At 62.3% G+C, this 20,496-nt stretch carries 19 protein-coding genes; 6 read left to right on the top strand and 13 right to left on the bottom strand.

Features of this window, described 5'->3' with window-relative positions:
• Positions 1-134: 134 nt before the first annotated feature.
• Positions 135-1,091, top strand: a complete 957-nt coding sequence (gene tal, locus VH564_RS20115) for a transaldolase (protein WP_423341641.1) — start codon at positions 135-137, stop codon at positions 1,089-1,091.
• A gap of 77 nt (positions 1,092-1,168) precedes the next feature.
• Here tal and VH564_RS20110 read toward each other — a convergent pair whose 3' ends face one another.
• Together VH564_RS20110 and VH564_RS20105 are read right to left on the bottom strand one after the other, a co-directional pair.
• Positions 1,169-2,005 (bottom strand): amidohydrolase family protein, encoded by an 837-nt coding sequence (locus VH564_RS20110; RefSeq protein WP_423341640.1) that lies wholly within the window; start codon positions 2,003-2,005, stop codon positions 1,169-1,171.
• 65 nt (positions 2,006-2,070) lie between these two features.
• The gene (locus tag VH564_RS20105) at positions 2,071-2,859 is read right to left on the bottom strand and encodes an IclR family transcriptional regulator (protein WP_423341639.1); all 789 of its coding nucleotides are present in this window, start codon (positions 2,857-2,859) and stop codon (positions 2,071-2,073) included.
• 283 nt (positions 2,860-3,142) lie between these two features.
• Here VH564_RS20105 and VH564_RS20100 point away from each other — a divergent pair, with 283 nt between their 5' ends.
• The 3 genes from VH564_RS20100 to VH564_RS20090 all read left to right on the top strand — a co-directional run bounded on the left by VH564_RS20100 (position 3,143) and on the right by VH564_RS20090 (position 6,001).
• Entirely contained in the window at positions 3,143-3,874 is a 732-nt protein-coding gene (locus VH564_RS20100) for an SDR family oxidoreductase (RefSeq protein WP_423341638.1), read from the top strand.
• A 137-nt stretch (positions 3,875-4,011) separates the two neighbouring features.
• Positions 4,012-4,680: a DUF1345 domain-containing protein gene (locus VH564_RS20095; RefSeq protein ID WP_423341814.1), complete on the top strand. Its 669-nt coding sequence runs from the start codon at positions 4,012-4,014 to the stop codon at positions 4,678-4,680.
• Positions 4,681-4,804: 124 nt separating this feature from the next.
• Positions 4,805-6,001, top strand: coding sequence for a GAF domain-containing sensor histidine kinase (locus tag VH564_RS20090; RefSeq protein WP_423341637.1), 1,197 nt, complete (start codon positions 4,805-4,807; stop codon positions 5,999-6,001).
• A 55-nt stretch (positions 6,002-6,056) separates the two neighbouring features.
• On the opposite strand, the gene VH564_RS20085 is transcribed toward VH564_RS20090, so the two are convergent.
• From VH564_RS20085 to VH564_RS20055, 7 genes are all read right to left on the bottom strand, one after another.
• Entirely contained in the window at positions 6,057-6,230 is a 174-nt protein-coding gene (locus tag VH564_RS20085; RefSeq protein ID WP_111218870.1) for a DUF1328 domain-containing protein, read from the bottom strand.
• A 122-nt stretch (positions 6,231-6,352) separates the two neighbouring features.
• Positions 6,353-7,780, bottom strand: coding sequence for a gamma-aminobutyraldehyde dehydrogenase (locus VH564_RS20080; protein WP_423341636.1), 1,428 nt, complete (start codon positions 7,778-7,780; stop codon positions 6,353-6,355).
• 17 nt (positions 7,781-7,797) lie between these two features.
• On the bottom strand, positions 7,798-8,613 hold the full coding sequence (locus VH564_RS20075; protein ID WP_423341635.1) for an ABC transporter permease: 816 nt from the start codon (positions 8,611-8,613) through the stop codon (positions 7,798-7,800).
• Positions 8,603-9,592, bottom strand: coding sequence for an ABC transporter permease (locus VH564_RS20070; protein WP_423341634.1), 990 nt, complete (start codon positions 9,590-9,592; stop codon positions 8,603-8,605). Before VH564_RS20070 ends, VH564_RS20075 begins: the two co-directional genes overlap by 11 nt.
• Entirely contained in the window at positions 9,589-10,578 is a 990-nt protein-coding gene (locus tag VH564_RS20065) for an ABC transporter ATP-binding protein (RefSeq protein WP_423341633.1), read from the bottom strand. The genes VH564_RS20070 and VH564_RS20065 overlap by 4 nt, the downstream gene beginning before the upstream one ends.
• Before the next feature lie 148 nt (positions 10,579-10,726).
• Positions 10,727-11,887 carry an ABC transporter substrate-binding protein gene (locus VH564_RS20060; protein WP_423341632.1) on the bottom strand — a complete coding sequence of 387 codons (1,161 nt, stop codon included), beginning with the start codon at positions 11,885-11,887 and terminating at the stop codon, positions 10,727-10,729.
• A gap of 128 nt (positions 11,888-12,015) precedes the next feature.
• Positions 12,016-12,927: a LysR substrate-binding domain-containing protein gene (locus tag VH564_RS20055; protein ID WP_423341631.1), complete on the bottom strand. Its 912-nt coding sequence runs from the start codon at positions 12,925-12,927 to the stop codon at positions 12,016-12,018.
• Between the two features lie 311 nt (positions 12,928-13,238).
• On the opposite strand from VH564_RS20055, the gene VH564_RS20050 reads away from it, so the two are divergent.
• Entirely contained in the window at positions 13,239-14,126 is an 888-nt protein-coding gene (locus VH564_RS20050; protein WP_423341630.1) for a hypothetical protein, read from the top strand.
• Positions 14,127-14,181: 55 nt separating this feature from the next.
• Here the strand turns inward: VH564_RS20050 and lysS are convergent, their stop codons facing one another.
• The 4 genes from lysS to VH564_RS20030 form a co-directional block, all read right to left on the bottom strand.
• Positions 14,182-15,678, bottom strand: coding sequence for a lysine--tRNA ligase (lysS, locus tag VH564_RS20045; RefSeq protein WP_423341813.1), 1,497 nt, complete (start codon positions 15,676-15,678; stop codon positions 14,182-14,184).
• A gap of 175 nt (positions 15,679-15,853) precedes the next feature.
• The gene (gene gltX / locus VH564_RS20040; RefSeq protein WP_423341629.1) at positions 15,854-17,311 is read right to left on the bottom strand and encodes a glutamate--tRNA ligase; all 1,458 of its coding nucleotides are present in this window, start codon (positions 17,309-17,311) and stop codon (positions 15,854-15,856) included.
• Between the two features lie 261 nt (positions 17,312-17,572).
• On the bottom strand, positions 17,573-18,319 hold the full coding sequence (locus tag VH564_RS20035) for a TerC family protein (protein ID WP_423341628.1): 747 nt from the start codon (positions 18,317-18,319) through the stop codon (positions 17,573-17,575).
• Between the two features lie 90 nt (positions 18,320-18,409).
• Positions 18,410-19,117: a TetR/AcrR family transcriptional regulator gene (locus tag VH564_RS20030; RefSeq protein ID WP_423341627.1), complete on the bottom strand. Its 708-nt coding sequence runs from the start codon at positions 19,115-19,117 to the stop codon at positions 18,410-18,412.
• Between the two features lie 136 nt (positions 19,118-19,253).
• On the opposite strand from VH564_RS20030, the gene VH564_RS20025 reads away from it, so the two are divergent.
• Complete coding sequence (locus VH564_RS20025) at positions 19,254-20,486, top strand: HlyD family secretion protein (protein ID WP_423341626.1); 1,233 nt, start codon at positions 19,254-19,256, stop codon at positions 20,484-20,486.
• Positions 20,487-20,496: the final 10 nt, after the last annotated feature.

Raw genomic sequence — 20,496 nt, 5'->3', positions numbered from 1 at the left:
GGGCAACCTCAGCCGGCTGGAACATTCGGAACTCCCCTCTCGTTTAACCTGCGTCCGAGAGGGTTCGTCACTTTTGCCGATCGCCACGCAAGATGGCGCCGGTTCTCGGTTCGAAATCAACAAGGATATTCATCATGACTTCCAAGCTTGACCAACTCCGCGACATGACGACCGTCGTCGCCGATACCGGCGACATCGAAGCCGTTGCGCGTCTGAAGCCGGTCGATTGCACGACCAACCCGTCGATCGTCCTGAAGGCCCTCGGCACGCCGATGTTTGCCGACGATATCAAAGAAGCCGTTGTCTGGGGCAAGAAGCAGTCTGGCTCGTCCGAAGCCGTCGCTGAAGCCGTTGCCGATCGCCTGGCAGTCTCCGTCGGCGCCGCCCTGTCGAAACTGGTTCCCGGCCGCGTTTCGACGGAAGTCAATGCCGACCTGTCGTTTGACACCAAGGCATCGATCGAGAAGGCCCATGCCATCGTTGCCGGCTACAAGGAGCGCGGCATCGAAAAGGATCGCATCCTGATCAAGCTCGCTTCCACCTGGGAAGGCATCCGCGCTGCGGAAGTGCTGCAGAAGGAAGGCATCGACTGCAATCTGACGCTGCTGTTCAGCATGGCCCAGGCCGCTGCCTGCGCCGATGCCAAGGTTTTCCTGATCTCGCCCTTCGTCGGCCGCATCCTCGACTGGTACAAGAAGTCGACCGGCAAGGACTACACCTCGGAAGAAGATCCAGGCGTTATCTCCGTCCGCGAAATCTACAATTACTACAAGGCCAACGACATCAACACGATCGTCATGGGCGCCTCGTTCCGTAGCGCCGAGGAAGTGGCGGCTCTCGCCGGCTGCGACCGCCTGACGATCAGCCCGAACCTGCTCGACGAACTGTCCAAGGACGAAGGCAAGCTCGAGCGCAAGCTGTCGCCCGACGTCAAGCGCGCAACGCCGAAGCTGAATGTTGACGAAAAGACCTTCCGCTGGATGATGAACGAAGACGCCATGGCTACCGAAAAGCTTGCCGAAGGCATCCGCCAGTTCGGCAAGGACCTGGTGACCCTGCGCCAGATGGTGTCGAAGGAACTGCAAGCCTAAGCTTTCGACCGATCGATAAAGAGAAGGCCTGGTTGCGTGAGCAGCCAGGCCTTTTTTATGTTTGGGGGAGTGTGCGCTCAGAGCTTCCAGAGCCGCCGGGCGTTCAGGTGGAAGAGCCGCGCGCGCTCGCTGTCGCTGCAGCCCGATGTCAGCGCATAGGTGGCTGCGACCCAGGGCGACAGGCCGCCGCCGAGCGTGCAGACCGGCCAGTCGCTGCCCCAGATCACACGGTCCCAGCCAAAACACCCGATGCTGTGTTCGACAAAGGGGCGCAGCGTCTCCGCCGTCCAGCTCTCGGGGTCGGCATAGGCGACGACGCCTGAAATCTTCACCATCACGTTGGCGCGGCGGGCGATCTCGCGGATGCCGCTCGCCCAGACATCGCTCATCCCATCTTTGACGGCAGGCACCCCGCAGTGGTCGAGGATGAACTGCACATCCGGATTGAGATCGATCAGCGCCATCGCACGCTCCATCTGGTGGGGCAGGACGCAGAGATCGAAGGTCAGCCGCGTTCCCGTCAGACGGTTGAGATTTTCGCGGAAGAGGCTGCCCTCGGAAAGTTCGTCCGGCATTACATGCAGTACACGGCGGAAGCCCTTGACGAAGGGATTGGCAAGCACTGCCTCCAGATAGCTCGGAAAATCGGTCTGCTCGGGCCGGCAGGCGGCGATGGCGCCCCGGAGCATGCTGCCGGGCGCCTGGCTGAGCTGTTCGACATAGGCGGTTTCGGCAGCCATATCGGAGGGTGCGACATCGACTTCCATGTGCAGCACGTCGGTGATGCCGCAGCGCTTCGCCTCGCGGGCATAGTCCTCGTAGAGGCTGTCGCGATCAAGGCTGCCGGCGTCGGCAAGCCAGGGATAGTTCAGCCGGGCTCTGTCGACGATGTGGAGATGGGTATCGAAAAGCATGAAGTCCTCCCAGATATGCCGTCGGTGTATAGCCATGGAAGAATAGCCGGTTCAAATGGAAACTGTCAGGCGCCGTCTTCGACCATTCCGGCAACGGTTTCCGAAATTTGGGCTGCGGCCTCGCGGACGTAGGAAATGACCTGCTCGTAGCTCGGCGCCTTGCCGTTGACGGGCTGAATGTACGGACAAGTCAGCGCCGCCAGCGCATTGCCATCCAGCGCCAGGATCGGTGCTGATATGTTGTGGACGCCCTTCGTCTGCAGGCTGTCCATGGTTTCGAAGCCGCGCTCCCTGATCAGCAGAAGACGCTCGGCGAGATCCTCCGGCATCGCCGCGTCTTCCTCGCGGCGCTGCTGTTCGTTGATCATCATCTGGCGTTGCTTGTCGTCGCGAAAGGCGAGCAGGATATGGCCCGAGCCGGTGTTGAAAAGGCTGATTTGCGCGCCGACGCGGATCGAGATGCCCCAATAGGTCGGAGAATCCTGCTGGGCGATGATGGCGACCGAGCCTCGGTCGAAGACTGCAAGGTGGCAAGCCTGCTCGGCGCGGTTGGCGAATTCGCGCATCAGCGGCGTCGCGAAGGACACGAGCCGGCGTACCGGCGCATGGAAATGGGCGAGGCCAAATAGCTTGAGGGTCAGGAAGAAGCGGTCGCCTTCCTGCCGCTGCACGTAGCCGCGCCGCACCAGCCGGTCGAGCATGCGGTAGAACTCATTGGGGCTCTTTCCGAGCTGCTTGGCGATCTCGGCCTGGGTCAGGCCGCCGTCGATGCGGGACAGCAGCTCGAGGATATCAAGACCCTTGTCGAGGGCCGGCGCTCTATAGCGGTCGGCATCGTCGTCGCCTGTGGTCATCAATCTGCGTTTCCATGCATCAGCCGTTTCCTTCATATATGAATGACCCTCCTTTGCAAGACGCAGCTCCGGCTGCTTGACGCTCCAGCAGCAAGTGTTTACATATAAATCAATGATCCATATCTGGATGATGCAGCCTCTGATGGCCCATGCCGATTACCGGTGGACGGCACGGTCGTGGCGCGCATAGAGTTCGTATCAATGAGGACGGGCGGCCCGGTGGGCTGCCGGTCCCGACCCGAGGCCAGTCAGTCTGGCGGACCTTAAGACAAGGAATTTCGACGTGGCACATGGACTGGAAGGCAAGACCGTTCTGATCACCGCGGCGGCGCAGGGCATCGGGCGTGCCTCTGCCGAGCGCTTCATCCGCCTCGGTGCGCGGGTGATCGCGACCGATATCAACGAGGACGCGCTGTCTTCCCTCGAAGGTGCCGAAAAGCACGTCCTGAACGTCCTCGACAGCGATGGCGTCAAGGCTTTTGCCGAGACGATCGGCGCCATCGACGTGCTGTTCAACTGCGCCGGCTTCGTCCATGCCGGCACCATCCTCGACTGCGAGGAGAAGGACTGGGACTTCTCGTTCAATCTCAATGCCAAGGCGATGTACACCACCTGCCGCACCTTCCTGCCGGGCATGCTCGACAAGGGCAAGGGCGTCATCGTCAACATGGCGTCGGTCGCCTCGAGCGTGAAGGGCGTGCCCAATCGTTTTGCCTATTGCGCCTCGAAGGCTGCGGTCATCGGCCTCACCAAGTCCATCGCCGCCGATTTCGTCTCCAAGGGCATTCGCGCCAATGCCATCTGCCCGGGCACCGTCGACAGCCCGTCGCTGCACGAGCGCCTGCGGGCAACCGGTGATTATGAAAAGGCGATGACCGACTTCATTGCCCGCCAGCCGATGGGCCGCATCGCCACGCCCGACGAGATCGCCGCGCTCGTTACCTATCTCGCCGGCGACGAATCGGGCTTCACGACGGGCCAGGCCCTCGTCGTCGACGGCGGCTGGACGGGCTGAGGCGCCATCCTCAACAGCACCGTTTCAGGGCGGTCAAATCGGACGGGATGGTCGCTGCAAATGTGACCTTGCCTCTCCGCCGGGCTCGCATATATCAGGTCGATCTCGACGAAACGGAGTGCCTGATGCGGAACAGCATAAAGCGGAAGGCGGCAAGCTCGCCGATCGTCGCCCACATTCGCAAGCATCAGGGCGTCGTTCTCGCCGTGCTGACCAGCATTGTCGTGTTCGGGCTGATGACGTCGCGGCAGTTCAACGCCAGCAATTTCCTGGACAGCTGGAATAGCGGCGCCGTCGTCTATATCGGCTTCACCTGGTACCGCATGCTGAGATCCAACGTGAGCCGCATCCGACAGCGCGCCGCCGACACGGATTTCTCCGATGTCCTGGTGCTCTTCCTGTCGATCGTCGCGGCCATCGCCAGCATCGGCGGCATCGGCATCGAGCTCAGCGGCGTCAAGGAGGCCCCTCCGGAGCAGGCGCTGGCGAATGCCGCGGTAGCCTTCCTCACCATCCTGATTTCCTGGATCTTCCTGCACACGCTGTTCACCACGCATTACGCCCATCGCTTCTACGCCGACGATAGCGGCAAGCCGGCGATCCGCTTCGCCGATGACATCAAGGAGCCGAACTATTGGGATTTCCTGTATTTCACCTTCACCATCGGGGTTGCGTCGCAGACGGCGGATGTGGCGGTCGCGACCACGCCGATGCGAAAGCTGGTGCTGCTGCATTCTGTGCTATCATTCTTGTTCAACACCACCATTCTGGCACTAGCGATTAACGTCGGCGCGAGTCTGCTTTAAGCAAGCTGCATAGTTATTGTCCCTTTTTGGCTTTCAATTTTGCCGTAGGGCGCTCATAGATTGACCATGGATACTGCGTTCGGCTGCGTCATCGCGCCCCTCGCTACTTGAGGAAGAGACGGGCTTGAGCTTGAGCTTCACCGGAAATGCGGACGATGTGGCGACCTCGGCAGTCTATGCCGTTTCACAGATCGCAGCTGTACCCACCATTCTCGAGGTGGTCTGCAAAACCACCGGCATGGGGTTTGCGGCCGTCGCGCACGTTACCGAAGACCGCTGGATTGCCTGCGGCGTCCGCGACAACGTCGCCTTCGGCCTGGAGCCCGGTGGCGAGTTGCAGATCGAAACGACGATCTGCAATGAAATTCGCCAGCATCGACAGGCTGTTGTCATCGACGATGCCGCCAACGATCCGATATTCGCCAACCATCATACGCCGGCGATCTATGGATTGCAGAGCTACATATCGATGCCGATCGTGCTGCCGGACGGTACTTTCTTCGGCACACTCTGCGCAATCGACCGTGTGCCGCGGGCTTTGAACACGCCAACCACCCTCGGCATGCTCCGCCTGTTCGCCGATCTCATCGCCTTCCACATCGACGCCAATCAGAGGGTGCTCGACAGCGAGGCGAAGTTGAAGTTCGAGAGGGACAGCGCCGGTGTGCGGGAGGAATTCATTGCTGTGCTCGGCCACGACCTGCGCAATCCGCTGGCCTCGATCGACGCCGGCGCCAGGCGGCTCGAACGGGCGCCGCTCGATGACAAGTCACGCTCCGTCCTGACATTGATGCAGGCCAGTGTCCGGCGCATGTCCGGTCTGATCGACGATGTGCTGGATTTTGCCCGCGGCAGGCTGGGAGATGGATTGGTGGTCGACCGGTCGAGCCCGGTTTCGCTTCGCCCGATGATCGAGCAGGTGATAGACGAGCTTGTATCCTCCCATCCCGACCGGGCTATCGTCGCCGAAGTCTGCGATGTCTGCGTCCGTTGCGATCCGTCACGCATCGGCCAGTTGCTGTCGAACCTTCTCGCCAATGCCATTACGCACGGGTCGCCGGATGGCGCGATCAGGATCAAGGCGGTCGTTGTCGATGGACAGTTCGAACTGACGGTTGCCAATCCGGGCGAACCGATTCCGGCTGAAGTTGCGGAACATCTGTTCAAGCCATTCGTGCGGGCGTCGGCAAAGCCAAGCCACGCGGGTCTTGGGCTCGGCCTCTACATTGCTTCCGAAATAGCACGGGCTCACCACGGGACGTTGACGGTGAATTCCACGGAAACCGAGACCCTGTTCCGGCTGAGCTTCGAGGCGTCTTAACTCACTACCATAAAAAGCTTCGCCCGGCATGGGCCGGGCGAAGAGGAGCGTGTTGTCAGACGATGGCGTTGCCGGCCATGATCGCCAGGACGACGAAGATCAGGAAAACGATCAGCGCGATGCCGAAGAGCACGCGGGCGATGGTGGCAGTCGCGGCCGACACACCGGAAAAGCCGAAAAAGCCGGCAATAACGGAAACGACGAAAAATATAAGAGCCCACTTCAGCATGAACATTTCCTCTGCTTGGATAATTCATCCAAGACGCACGAGCGGGAAAAAAGTTCCATGGCCTTTCAGGCTTTTAGCCGGCACATGAGTGGCGATGTGCCGGCCTGATTGACGGTGAAATTTCAGCCGTGGTTGATCATCACATGGCGCACCGCGGTGTAGTCCTCGAGCGCGTAGACGGACATGTCCTTGCCGTAGCCTGACTGCTTCAGGCCGCCATGCGGCATCTCGTTCACCAGCATGAAATGGGTGTTGATCCAGGTGCAACCGTATTGCAGGCGGGCGGCGGTCTGCATGCCGCGGCTGATGTCCTTGGTCCAGACCGACGACGCCAGCCCGTAATCGCTGTCGTTCGCCCAGGTGACGGCGTCCTCGACGTCGGTGAAGCGCGTGACTGATACCACCGGCCCGAACACTTCGCGGCGGACGATTTCATCCTCCTGCGTGGCGCCGGCGATGACGGTCGGGGTGTAGAAGAAGCCCCGGTCGCCGGAGACCTTGCCGCCGGTGGTGATCTCCATGTGCTTGTGCTCGGCGGCGCGGGCGACGGAGCTCTCGACCCGGTCGCGCTGGCGCCTGGAGATGAGCGGGCCGATTTCGTTTTCCGTGTCGTCGGCCTGATTGAACTTGATGCTGGAGACGGCTGAGGAAAGGTCGGCGACGAATTTGTCGTAGACCTTGGCGTCGGCGTAGACGCGGCAGGCGGCCGTGCAGTCCTGGCCGGCATTGTAGTAGCCGAAGGTGCGGATGCCGGCGACGACGGCGTCGATGTCGGCATCGTCGAAGATGATGACGGGTGCCTTGCCGCCGAGTTCGAGATGGGTGCGCTTGACCGTCTTGGCGGCGGCCTGCAGTACCTTCTTGCCGGTGGCGATATCGCCTGTGATCGACACCATGCCGATCTTGGGATGGTTGATCAGCGCGTTGCCGACCGTCTCGCCGCGACCGAGGATGACGTTGACAACGCCCTCGGGCAGGATCTCGGCAAAGAGCTTCGCCATCTTCAGCGCCGAGAGCGGCGTCTGCTCGGATGGCTTGAAGACCACCGTGTTGCCGCCGGCAATCGCCGGCGCCAGCTTCCACGCCATCATCATCAGCGGATAGTTCCAGGGCGCGATGGAGCCGACGATGCCGATCGGGTCGCGGCGGATCATCGAGGTGTGGCCCGGCAGGTATTCGCCGGCCACCGGTCCGTGCAGGTTGCGCACGGCGCCTGCAAAGAAGCGGTAGCAATCGACGATGGCCGGAATTTCGTCGTTGAGAACGGCATTGATCGGCTTGCCGCAGTTCAGCGCCTCCAGGGCTGCGAAACCCTCGGCGTCCCGCTCGATGGCGTCGGCGATCTTCAGGAGATAGGCAGAGCGCTGGGAGGGCGTCGTCTGCGACCAGCTCTTGAACGCGGCTTCGGCGGCGTCGACGGCATTGTCGATCTGACCGAGCGATGCCTCCGGCAGGTCGAGCACGGTTTCGCCGGTCTTCGGGTTTAGAACATGTTCCTCGGCTTCCGTCCCGTTTTCAAAGCGGGACCCGATCAGCATTGCAGTGTCCATGATGTTCTCCCTTGGTGTTACTTGCCGCCGCCGGCGATCTGGTCGCCGTCGCGGGTGAGATAATAGGCTGCCAGGATCGGCAGGAAGGTGACCAGCACCACGACCATGGCGACCACGTTGGTGACAGGCCGCTGGCGCGGGCGGATCAGTTCCTCGAGCATCCAGATCGGCAGCGTCATCTGCTGGCCGCCGGTGAAGGTGGTAACGATCACTTCGTCGAAGGATAGCGCGAAGGCCAGCATGCCACCGGCCAGAAGCGCCGTGCCGATATTCGGCAGGATGATGTGGCGAAACGTCTGGAAGCCGTCGGCGCCGAGATCCATCGACGCTTCGATCAGCGAGCCCTGGGTGCGGCGGAAACGGGCAACGGCATTGTTGTAGACGACCACGACACAGAAGGTCGCATGGCCGAGCACGATGGTCCAGACCGAAAAGGGAATGTCGAACAGGCTGAAGGCCGAGCGCAGCGCGATGCCGGTGACGATGCCGGGAAGCGCGATCGGCAGGATTACCAGCAGCGAGATGCCCTCGCGGCCGAAGAATTTCGTCTGGCTGACGGCGGCGGCGCAGAGCGTGCCCAGCACCAGGGCGATGGCAGTCGCGATTGTCGCCACCTGCACCGAGAGCCCGAGGGCGGCCCAGATGTCGGGCCGGTTCCAGGCAACCGAGAACCATTGGGTGGTCAGCCCCGGTGGCGGCCATTGGTAGCTCTTTTCCTCCGTCGTGAAGGCATAGACGAAGATCAGCAGGATCGGCAGGTGCAGGAAGGCAAGGCCGGCGGCAGCACCGATCTTCAGGGGCAGGGGTGCGCGGGGTGCGGTGTCAGAGCGCATCGAAGGCTCCCTTGCGCTTGGCCATCCAGAGATAGGCGGCCATGATGACGATGGGCACGACGGAGAAGGCGGCAGCCAGCGGCACGTTGCCGGCGGTGCCCTGCTGCGTGTAGACCGCCTGGCCGATGAACAGCCGCGACGAGCCGATGATCTGCGGGATGATGTAGTCTCCCAGCGTCAGCGAGAAGGTGAAGATCGAGCCGGCGACGATGCCGGGCAGGGCCAGCGGCAAGAGCACGGTACGGAAGGTCTGGCGCGGGGTTGCGCCGAGGTCGGCCGAGGCTTCGAGCAGCGTGCCGGGCACGCGCTCGAGCGCCGCCTGGGTCGGCAGGATCATGTAGGGCAGCCAGACATAGACGAAGACCAGGAAAGTGCCGATATAGCTCACCGACAGGGAGTTGCCGCCGATGACCGGCAGGCTGAGGACGGCATCCAGCGCCGCGCCGAGGCCGATCTTGGCAAACAGCCAGGTGAGGATGCCCTCCTTGGCGAGGATCAGTTTCCAGGCATAGACCTTGACGAGATAGCTCGACCAGAGCGGCAGCATGACGCCGAGATAGAACAGCGCCTTCCATTTTCCGTGCGCGTAACGGGCTGCATAGTAGGCGATCGGGAAGGCGACGACGGCTGAGGCGAGGGTCACCAGTGCTGCCATCAGCACGGTGCGGATTATGATGTCGAAATTGGCGGCGCCGAGCAGTTGCCGATAGGTGGCGAGCGTGAATTCGTAGTTCACCATGCCCGAGAAGTCGTCGATCGAGAAGAAGCTCTGCAGCAGCAGCGTCAGCAGCGAGCCGATGTAGATGATGCCGAGCCAGGCAAGCGGCGGTGCAAGCATCAGTGCCAGCAGCAGCTTGGGTCGCCGCCAGAAGAGATCGGAGAGGCCGCCGAAGACGCCGCCGCGCCCAGGCAGGATCGCCGTTGCTGCGGATGTTGCCGGCCCGGCTGTCGCCTGGGTATGGGGGGCGAAGACGGTCATGCGGCGTCGTCCATGTAGTGCACGTCTGTCGGGCGCCAGGAGAGCCTGACGGTCGCACCGGTGCCGGGAATGGCGGTGCCGGCGGGCACGGTGACATGCAGGCGGGTGCCCTCGGCCTCGACGGCGAGCCGGGTCGCTGCGCCGAGGAAATTGCTGGCGGTGATCGCGGCGAAAACGCCGCCTGCGTCGTCGAGGCGGATCGCCTCCGGCCTCAGGCTTGCCCAGCGTTTTTCGCCGCCGAGGCGGGCCATGGTGTCGGGGGGAATGACGTTGGACGAGCCGACGAAATCGGCGACGAAGCGGGTCTTCGGCCGCTGGTAGATGTCGTGCGGCGTGCCGTGCTGGACGATGCCGCCGTCGTTAAAGATGGCCACCCGGTCAGCCATCGACAGGGCCTCGCTCTGGTCGTGGGTGACGAAGATGAAGGTTATTCCCAGCGCTCGCTGCAGGCTCTTCAGTTCCTCCTGCATCTGCTCGCGCAGCTTCAGGTCAAGCGCGCCGAGCGGCTCGTCGAGCAGCAGCACTCTGGGTTTGTTGACCAGCGCCCGGGCCAGGGCGACGCGCTGCCGCTGGCCACCGGAAACCTGGCTCGGGCGGCGGCTGCCGTAGCCCGGCAGCTTGACCATCTCCAATGCCTGTTCTGCGGATCTCATGCGCTCGGCCTTGCCGACGCCCTTGACCATCAGCCCGTAGGCGACGTTGTCGGAGATGTTCAGGTGCGGGAAGAGGGCATAGTCCTGGAAGACGGTATTGACGTTGCGCCGGTAGGGCGGCACGCCCTCAGCTCTTTCGCCGAAGATCTTGATATGTCCCGCCGTCGGCTGTTCGAAACCGGCGATCAGGCGGAGGCAGGTGGTCTTGCCGGAGCCGGAGGGGCCGAGCATGGCAAAGAACTCGCCCGGCGCGATCTCCAGGTCGACGCCATCGACGGCGCGGACAGGGCCGAAGTGGCGGGAGACGCTCTGGAAGCGGACGGCTGCGGTCATGGCTGGCTCCGGGATGGTGAGGCTCACACCCTCCCCTTGAGGGGGAGGGTCGGACCGAAGGTCCGGGGTGTGGTGAAGCCGCGAGTTCGGAGTGTGCAAGTCACCCCCACCCGCGCTCCGCGACCTCCCCCCTCAAGGGGGAGGTGGATCACCGTCCGCCGATGACGCCGATATAGTCGGATACCCAGCGGTGGTAGGGCACGCATTCGCTCTGCGTCGTGCACTTGGCCGTCGGCGTCTTCCAGAATTTGATCTTGTCGAAATGGTCGGCGCCGTTGGTGGCGCAGCCGGTGTCGGTCATCAGCTCGTTGCCCTTGCAGGCGGCCGGAACCGAGGGCACGGCACCGAACCAGGCGGCGGCATCGCCCTGGACCTTGGCCTGCAGCGAATGCTCCATCCACATATAGGCGCAGTTCGGGTGGGTGCTGTCGACATGCAGCATCGTCGTGTCGGCCCAGCCGGTGGTGCCTTCTTCCGGGAAGGTCGAGGCGATCTTCTGCTTGTCGGTGGCGAGCAGGTTGACCTGGAACGGCCATGAGCCGGAGGCGACGACGCCCTCGTTCTTGAAATCGTCGATCTGGATCATCGCATCGTGCCAGTAGCGCGACACCAGCTTGCGCTGGCCGCGCAGGAGGTCGAGGGCAGCCTTGTACTGGTCCTCGGTGAGCTCGTAGGGGTCCTTGATGCCGAGTTCCGGCTTGTGGGCCATCAGGTAGAGGGCGGCGTCGGCGATATAGATGGGGCCGTCATAGGCCTGGACGCGGCCCTTGTTGGACTTCCCGTCGGGCAGGTTCATCTCCTCGAACACGACCTTCCAGCTCTTCGGCGCCTCGCCCTTGAAGGCGTCGGTGTTGTACATCAGCACGTTTGGTCCCCAGAGATAGGGGACGCCGTAATGGACGCCGCTGACAGTGTTCCAGGGTGCGTCTTTCAGGCGGTCGTCCACCGTCTTCCAGCTCGGGATGAGATCGACATTGATCGGCTGCACGCGCTTGCCGGCCACCAGCCGCAGCGAGGCGTCGCCCGACGCGGTGACGAGGTCGAAGCCGCCCTCGTTCATCAGTGCCACCATTTCGTCCGACGTGGCGGCGGTCTTGACCGAGACCTTGCAGCCCGTCTCCTTTTCGAAGCCGGTGACCCAGTCATAGGCCTTGTCGCTCTCGCCGCGCTCGATATAGCCGGCCCAGGCGACGATGCTGACTGCGCCTTCGCCCTTGCCGAGCGTCTTCAGCGGTTCGGCGGCAATGACTTGGGTGGTAAAACTGATGGCCGCCAGCGCGGCGGTGCAGGATTTCAGCAGAGGCTTCATCACAGTCTCCCGGTTTGATGCCACTTTGTGGCGTTTTGTTCCCGGGTGAAAAGGTGACGCGAAATCGCCGCAATCGCAAATCCATTTATCAGAACGTCGCTATCGGAAATTCCGATGGCGCATTCTTTCTACTGCCGCTGCCGGCCGGAGCGCAGGGTTTCGGCGATGCCGACGAAGTCGCGGGCCGCCTGGGGCAGGGTCGAGCCCTTGCGCCAGACCATGCCGACCTGGACGACCGGCAGCGCGCCTGACACGTCGCGGCTTTCGATGCGGTCGCCTTCCAGCGACCAGGGACGGTAGACCAGGTCGGGCAGCAGGGCCACGCCGGCGCCGGTTGCCACCAGGCTACGGACGGCCTCCACCGAGCGGGTGCGGAAGGCGACGTGCGGGCGGGCGCCCAGCGCCGACAGCAGCTTGCCGGTGTTCTCCTCGATCTCGTCGATCGTCAGCATGATCAGCGGCTCGCGGCTGATGTCGGCGACGCTGATGATATCGGCCGACACCAGCGGGTGGCCCATCGGCAACCACAGGCGATAGGGCGACGTCTCGAGGATCTCGGCCTGCAGCGCCATGCGGTCGCGCAGATTGGAGATGACCATGACGGCAACGTCCAGCTCCCCGCCGACGAGGAGATGCTCGAGATAGCCGCCATTGTCCTCGATTGCGGACACCTCGACCCCGGGGCAGGCGCGGCGGTAGCGGGCCAAAAGGTCGGACAGCACGTAGCCGGCGACCAATGAGGTGACGCCGATGTTCAGCGTTCCGGCCGAGGCGCTCTTCTGGCCGGAGAAGCTGGTGCGTGCATCCGAGACGGTCGACAGGATCTTTGTCGCATGGCGCAGGAACTGGTGGCCGTTATGGGTGATGGACAGGCCACGCGGATGGCGATCGAAGAGATTGACGCCGAGATCGCTCTCCAGCTCCTTCAAGGCTTCGGTCACCGACGATTGCGAGATCGACAGATTCTGCGCGGCACGGGTCACCGACCCCTGTTCGGCGACGGCCACGAAATATTGAAGCTGTCTCAGCGTGAATGCCATGGACTGGGTTAAACCACGGCGGCAAGAGCCATGGCAAGTAAGGCTCCTCCACACGGATAGGCGGCGAGGAGGGCGGGCGCAATTAAATATTGTATCGCGTCGCGAAATGGCACACCTTAAAGTTTTTACGTTATCGGGTGCAACCCAGAAGCTGTTGGTTTCATTGCAAAAATATAGGAATAGTGGATCGCAATTGTGATCGTGTCACGCCGAGTTTCACGCTCCCCTTAAGTATTCTGAAACGTCGTATCTTTAGCTTCGCAGTTGTGAATCGTGGTGTTGGGGTGCGTTATGGTGGAGCAGTTGGCTTGATGGCCTTACTGCGCAAGTTCCGGCTGTCCCGGAAACTGGTCATTATTATCGGCGGAGTGGCCTTGTTGATGGGCTCCTCCGGCGCATTCGCACTTTATATCGGTCGCGACAAACTATTCGGCCCTTCCACGACCTCGATCAACGGCATGAAATGCACCGACGTCAACCTTGTGACGATCCGCAAGAACAACCACGTCTGGCTGCGCAAATATATCACCGCCGATGCCACCGATGGACTGACTCGGGTGACGACGGCGCTTCGGGTCGCCAAAGCCGTCTACGATGCGCAAAAGCCGGATCTCGTACAGGTCGTCGTTCTCGACAAGAAGGGGCCGACATTGCAATCGGACATCCGCGGCCGCGCGCTTGGCGCGACAGTCGTCTACGTGCCGCACCCGGAAAAGGTCGCCAATGGGTCTGTCGAGGCGCCGATCACGGCCCGCTACTATGACGGCAATGCCAATGACGATGGCCAGTTCTACGGCGAGCGAATCGAGATGACCAATGACGACGTGGACCGCGTTATGGCCAGCTTGAGCGACCACAGCGATTGCGCCGATCCCGTCACGGCGGAAGCGGCCAAGGCGCCGGAAGGCGGCAAGCACCCGAAAAAGAAACCCGAGGAGGAGGCGGGTGCGACCAAGGAGGGTGCCGAGGGCAAGCCAGCCGAGGAAAAGCCGGCGGAAGGCGAAGCGGCGCCGGCCGAGCATGGCCAGCCGACGAGCGACATGAAGCCCGAAGGCGGCCACACCGGCAGTTTCATCGGAGCCAGTGAAGAACCGGCGCCCGTGCCGGAGTTGCCTGTCAGTACGACAAAGGCGCCGGCGCTTGTGGACGCCGCCGAGCGCTCGCTTGCCGATCCGCAGACCACAGGCGCCAACAAATAGGGACGAAGCCATTGGCGAGGGAGGCCTCGGGGCCTCCGTCGCGTCTTGATCGGTCTCAGTCAGCCTTGGCGCGGCGGGCCGGGAAGAGGATGATGTCGCGGATCGACGGGGCGTTGGTCAAAAGCATGATCAGGCGGTCGACGCCGATCCCGAGGCCACCGGCCGGCGGCATGCCCTGGTCGATCGCATCGAGGAACTCGTCGTCGAGCTGCTTGTCCTTCTCGCCGCGGGCGTGGGCCTGCTCCAGCTGCTCGACCATGCGCTTGCGCTGCTCTTCCGGGTCGTTCAGTTCCGAGAAGGCGTTGCCCAGTTCCCAGGCGTTGCAATAGGTCTCGAAGCGTTCGACGAGGCGTGGTTCTCCCGGCACTTCCTTGGCGAAGGGCGAAATGTCCTTCGGGAAGTGGGTGACGTGGCTCGGCTGGATCAGCGTGCCCTCGACCTTCTCCTCGAAGATGAAGGCCAGGCACTCGCCCCAGGTCCAGTCCTTCTCGACGGCAAAGCCGGCTGCCTTGGCAGCGGTGCGGGCTTCCTCGTCGGTCTTCATGGCCAGGAAGTCGATGCCGGTGGCTTCCTTGACGGCATCTGGCATGGGAACGCGCTTGAACGGTCCCTTGAAGGAGATCTGCTTGTCGCCGAAGGCGAATTCGGTGGTGCCGTGGATGCTCATCGCCAGCGTCGAGAACAGCCGTTCGACGAGGTCCATGATGTCCTCGTAGTCGGCATAGGCCCAGTAGCACTCCATCATGGTGAATTCCGGATTGTGCCGGGTGGAGACGCCTTCGTTGCGGAAGTTGCGGTTGATCTCGAACACCTTGTCGGTGAGGCCGGAGACCAGCGTGCGCTTCAGAAACAGTTCCGGCGCGATGCGCAGGTACATGTCGAGCTTCAGCGTGTTGTGATGGGTCTTGAAGGGCTCGGCCGTGGCGCCGCCATAGACCGAATGCAGCATCGGCGTCTCGACTTCCATGAAGCCGTCGTTTTCCATGAAGCGGCGGATGCCGGAGACGATCTTCGAGCGCTGCTGGAAGCGCAGCTTCGAGTCCTCGTTGGTCATGATGTCGAGATGGCGCTTGCGGTAGCGGGTCTCGATGTCGGAGAGGCCGTGCCACTTTTCCGGCATCGGCAGCAGCGACTTGGTCAGCATGGTGATCTCGCGGGCCGAGATCGTCAGCTCGCCGCGCTTGGTGCGGCGCACGACGCCGGTGACGCCGATGATGTCGCCGATGTCGATCATCGGCAGCAGCGCGCGGGCCTCTTCCGGCGTGGTGTCCTTGTGGGAAAAGATCTGGATCTTGGCGCCGGCGTCATGGATGTCCATGAACATGCCCGAGTTGCGCGAGGAGTAGACGCGACCGGCGACCGTCACCATGTCCTCTGTTTCCGTATCGATCGGCAGCTCTGCGTATTTCGCGGCCAGTTCGCTGTTGGTCATGGTCCGGTGGAAATGGGCCGGATAGACGTCGCCCACCTGTTCGCGCAGCAGCTTCAGCTTCTGGGCGCGCACTTCGGTGGCGTCGGAGGAGAGGGCGGTTTCGGTCTTGGTGTCGGACATCTGTTGGACCTCTTTGGCGGCATGGCCGCTTGTCGTTGTAACACTGTGCATGCCGCCCCCCTCACCCTAGCCCTTTCCCCGAGGGGAGAGGGGACTGGAGGTCAGGCCGCAACGGCCGTCCCTTCTCCCCTTGGGGAGAAGGTGGCCCGAAGGGCCGGATGAGGGCGCGCAGCCATTATTTCCCGCTGCCGACCATCGTGGCAACTGTCTTGGCCGCCAGCTTCAGCCGCTGGCGCACGACCGCACGGCCGAGGATGGCCATGCTATCGAACAGCGGCAACGACCGCGACGAGCCGGACATGGCGACGAACATCGGCGCCAGGATGACCTTCAGCTTCTTGCCAGTGCGTTCGGCGATGGCGCGGAGTTCCGCCTCGATGGATTCGACGTTCCACTCGAGGATCTTTTCGAGATCCGGCTGCACCGTGTTGAAGATCTCGAGCAGCTCCTCGGGCGTCGACTTTATCTTGGCGTAAGCCGAAGCGTCGAGGTTGAGGTCCGATTTCAGCAGGAAGCCCATCAGATCCGGCAGTTCGCCGAGCTTGGTGATGCGCGAGTGCGACAGCCTAAGGCCTTCCTGCAGGCGGCTGTTTTCCATCGCCCAGGCGAGCACGCGCTGGCTGAACTCTTCTTCCGACAGCTTTTCGCGCAGCCAGCGGCCGTTCAGCCAGTCGAGCTTCTGGATGTCGAAGATGGCGCCGGCCTTGGACAGGCTTTCCGGGTCAAACTTCGCGGCCAGTTCGTCGATGGTCAGCAATTCCTCGCCTTCGCCGATCTGCATGAAGAACAGGCCGAGGAAGTTCATCAGCGCTTCCGGAATATAGCCGAGCGCGGTGTAATAGGAGATCGAGGTCGGGTTCTTGCGCTTCGACAGTTTTGACTTGTCGGCATTCCTCATCAGCGACAGGTGCATGAACACCGGCTGGTCCCATTCGAAATAGCGATAGAGCAGGATGTGCTTCGGCACCGAGGCGAGCCACTCCTCGCCGCGCGCCACATGGGTGATCTTCATCAGGTGGTCGTCGACGACATTGGCCATGTGGTAGGTCGGCATGCCGTCGGCCTTCATCAGCACCTGCATGTCGACCGAGTCCCAAGGGATAGAGACATCGCCGTAGACGCCGTCGTGGAAATCGCACGAGCCTTCGGCCGGGATCTTCATCCGCACGACGGAGGCTTCGCCCGATGCGACGCGGGAGGAGACTTCCTCGGCTGACAGGTTGAGGCAGTGCCCGTCATATTTCGGCGGCTTGCCGGCGGCCCGCTGGGCCTCGCGCATTTCCGTCAGCCGCTCGGGCGTGCAGAAACAGCGGAAGGCGTGGCCCTTCTGCAGCAGCTCCTCGGCGTAGGGCTGGTACATGTCCTTGCGGTCGCTCTGCCGATAGGGGCCGTAGGGGCCGCCGATATCGGGGCCTTCCGACCATTCGAGGCCGCACCACTTCAGCGCATCCAGAACCTTCGTCTCGAATTCCGGCGTCGAGCGGTTTGCGTCGGTATCCTCGATGCGCAGGATGAACTCGCCGCCGTGCTTCTTGGCAAAGAGATAATTGAACAGCGCAATGTAGGCCGTGCCGACATGGGGTTCGCCGGTCGGGGAGGGTGCGATGCGGACGCGGACGCCTGATGTGGTCATGATGTCTATCCGTGATGACGTGCGGGAGATCCAGACGGGGCACTGGCCGGCGCCAAGGATCGGACTTTTGGAAACAGCCGCAAAACAGCGTCAAAACGCTGCCCATAAGGCCATCGTCCGTTTGGCTGGCCTTAGGCCATATTCAACCGTCAAGGTCAAGGAAAACTGCCGATTGAGGCGGCTTGGAATGGTGGCGGCAAAAGGCCGGGCCAGCGCCGATAAGGCGCCGGTCCGGCCGCTGTCGTCAGGCTGTGTCAGGCCTCAGTGCCGGGTCTGCGATTTGGCCCGGCGGTTTCTGACCAGCATGTTCAGGATCTCGACCAGGGCGGAGAAAGCCATGGCGGCGTAGACATAGCCCTTCGGCACGTGGAAGCCCATGCCCTCGGCGATCAGCGTCGTGCCGATCATCAGCAGGAAGGCGAGCGCCAGCATGACGATGGAGGGGTTCTTCTCGATGAAGTTGGCGAGCGGCGCTGCGGCCACCAGCATGACGGTGACGGCGGCGATGACGGCCACGAACATGATCGGGATATGCGGCGTCATGCCGACGGCGGTGATGATGCTATCGACGGAAAAGACAAGGTCGAGCAGCAGGATCTGGCCGATGGCGGCGGCAAAGCCCGTCGTCGTCGACTTGGCGATGAAATCGCCTTCATGGTCGACCGGGTCGACGTTGTGATGGATTTCCTTGGTCGCCTTCCACAGAAGGAAGAGACCGCCGGCCAAGAGGATGATGTCCTTCCACGAAAAGCCGTGGCCCCAGATCTCGAAGACGGGGATGGTCAGCTTGACGATCCAGGCGACGGTGCCGAGCAGCGCCAGTCGCATGATCAGCGCCAGGCTGATGCCGATCTTGCGGGCCCTGTCGCGGTGTTCAGGAGGGAGCTTGTTGGTGAGGATCGAAATGAAGATGAGGTTGTCGATGCCGAGCACCACCTCCATCACGACAAGCGTCACGAGCGCCACCCAGGCGGTCGGATCCTGAAGAAGCGGCAGAATAGTCTCCATCGATAACGTCCCCACAATAGCAGCTCGGCGAAAATGCCCGGACTAATGTAGGAACTGCAATCTCAAGCGCAAGCCGCGTCTCACATACCGTCAAACCTGGGGGTTTGCGTTCTTTTCGCGTGCGCCGAAGGCGAGCATGAAAGTGCGGACGGCACCATTGATCACGCGCTCGATTTCCGCCTGGCTTGGCACATCCTCCATGCTGCCGAAAAGCCGCTGCTTGAAGAAGCTTCCGCTGGCAAGATCGAGGTATTGCCCTGCAGCGAGATCAAGATCGTCGATCTCGAGCCGGCCGGTGGCCATATGCCGCCGGAGAAATTCCTGAAGCACCGTGCGCAGGTTTTCGGGGCCCTTGAAGAAGCGCTGACAGAGCACCGGCATCCGATCGCGCACGCCGAGGACAGTGCGCATCGCCGAGATGACGTTCTCGTTGGTCATGTGGCGTACGAAGATGACGCCGAAATCGTAGAGGCCGCCTTCGAGGTCGTCGTGCTCGGCCAGCGTCATACGCATCCTTGCGATGAAATTCGCGCGTTCCCGCTCGATGGTCGCCGAAAAAAGCTCTTCCTTGTTGGCGAAGTAGACATAGAGCGTGCCCTTCGAGACGCCGGCTTCGCGGGTCACGTCGTTCATGCTGGCGGCGTCGAAGCCCAGCCGCATGAAGACGTTATGGGCGCCGTCAAGGATCTGTTCGCGTTTGACAGGATCCTCGCCAGCAGCCCAACGGCCTCCCTGGGAAGGTAAAATGTCCTCAACCGATTCTTTTGTTTCGACCGTCACGTTGTCAGAGATTTCCATGTTTCGAAGATTCTTTAACCAAATCGAACCCACTGGTTCGGTAATACTTGATATGGAGCTAAAAACATTCTAAGTCAACCAAACTAAACCGAACGGTTCGGTTCGGTATCGTTACGCCAACCTGCGGTGCACCTCCATGTCGATGACTCAGAAAAGCAATGTAGCACGCATTGTAAACGATCCTGCTGACGCCTCCGTGAACGACGTTTCCGCTTCGCCGGAGCCTGCTGTCGACGCCAAGGCAGAAGCGGCGGAAGTGCGTGGAACGCCCGCCTCGACGGCTCCTGCAGCGCCGACCACGGATGCCACGCCCCCTGTGGCGAAGAAGCGCCGCAGCCTGATCCTGCCGATCATCGCCGTTGTCGCCCTCATCGGCGGCGGTTGGTACGGTTACAACTGGTGGACGACCGGCCGGTTCCTGGTATCGACTGACGACGCCTATATCGGTGGCGACATGGCGGTCATCTCGCCGAAGGTCACTGGCTACGTCGCCAAGGTCGATGTGGTTGCCAACCAGCAGGTCAAGGCCGGCGACGTCCTGTTGACGCTGGATGCCGGAGATTACCAGAACGCTCTCGATCAGGCGCAGGCACAGGTCGATACGGAGCAACTGGCGCTGAAGACCATCGACGCGCAGATCGTCGGGGGCGAGGCGACGCTTGCGCAGGCGCAGGCGCAGAAGGTTGCCTTGCAGGCCACCGTGCGCGGCGCCCAGATAACCCAGACCCGCGCCGTCCAGCTGGAATCGAAGTCGGCCGGTACCGCTGCCAATGTCGATTCGGCGAACATCGCGCTTGACCAGGCCAATGCCAACCTCGTGGCGGGCGATGCCAACATCGCTTCCGCGCAGGCCAATATCGCCTTGTTGCAGGCGCAGCGCCGGCAGGCCGAGGGTACGGTCCGCACATTGGAACTCGCGCGCGACAAGGCGGCGCGCGATCTGAGCTTTACGGTTCTCAAGGCCCCTTATGACGGCGTCATCGGCAACAGGTCGGTCCAGGAAGGCGATTATGTCTCGTCCAACACCCGGCTGATGTCGATCGTCCCGACCCGCAAGCTCTACATCGACGCCAACTTCAAGGAAACGCAGCTCCAGCACGTCGTTCCCGGTTCGAAGGTCGAAGTGCACGTCGACGCCTACAGCGACGAGCCCATCGTCGGCACCGTCGAGTCGATTTCGCCGGCCTCTGGCTCGGTCTTCTCGCTGCTGCCGCCGGAAAATGCGACGGGCAATTTCACCAAGGTGATCCAGCGCGTGCCGGTCCGGATCGCGCTGCCGCAGGATGCCCTTGAAAGCGGTCGCCTGCGCGCCGGTCTCAGCGTCGTCGTCGACGTGGACACCCGCACTGCACCGCAGTCGAACAAGTAAAGCTCGGAGA

Source organism: Rhizobium sp. HT1-10 (genome assembly GCF_049472505.1).
Lineage (GTDB): Bacteria > Pseudomonadota > Alphaproteobacteria > Rhizobiales > Rhizobiaceae > Rhizobium.
This window is presented reverse-complemented; position numbering and strand designations above follow the sequence as displayed.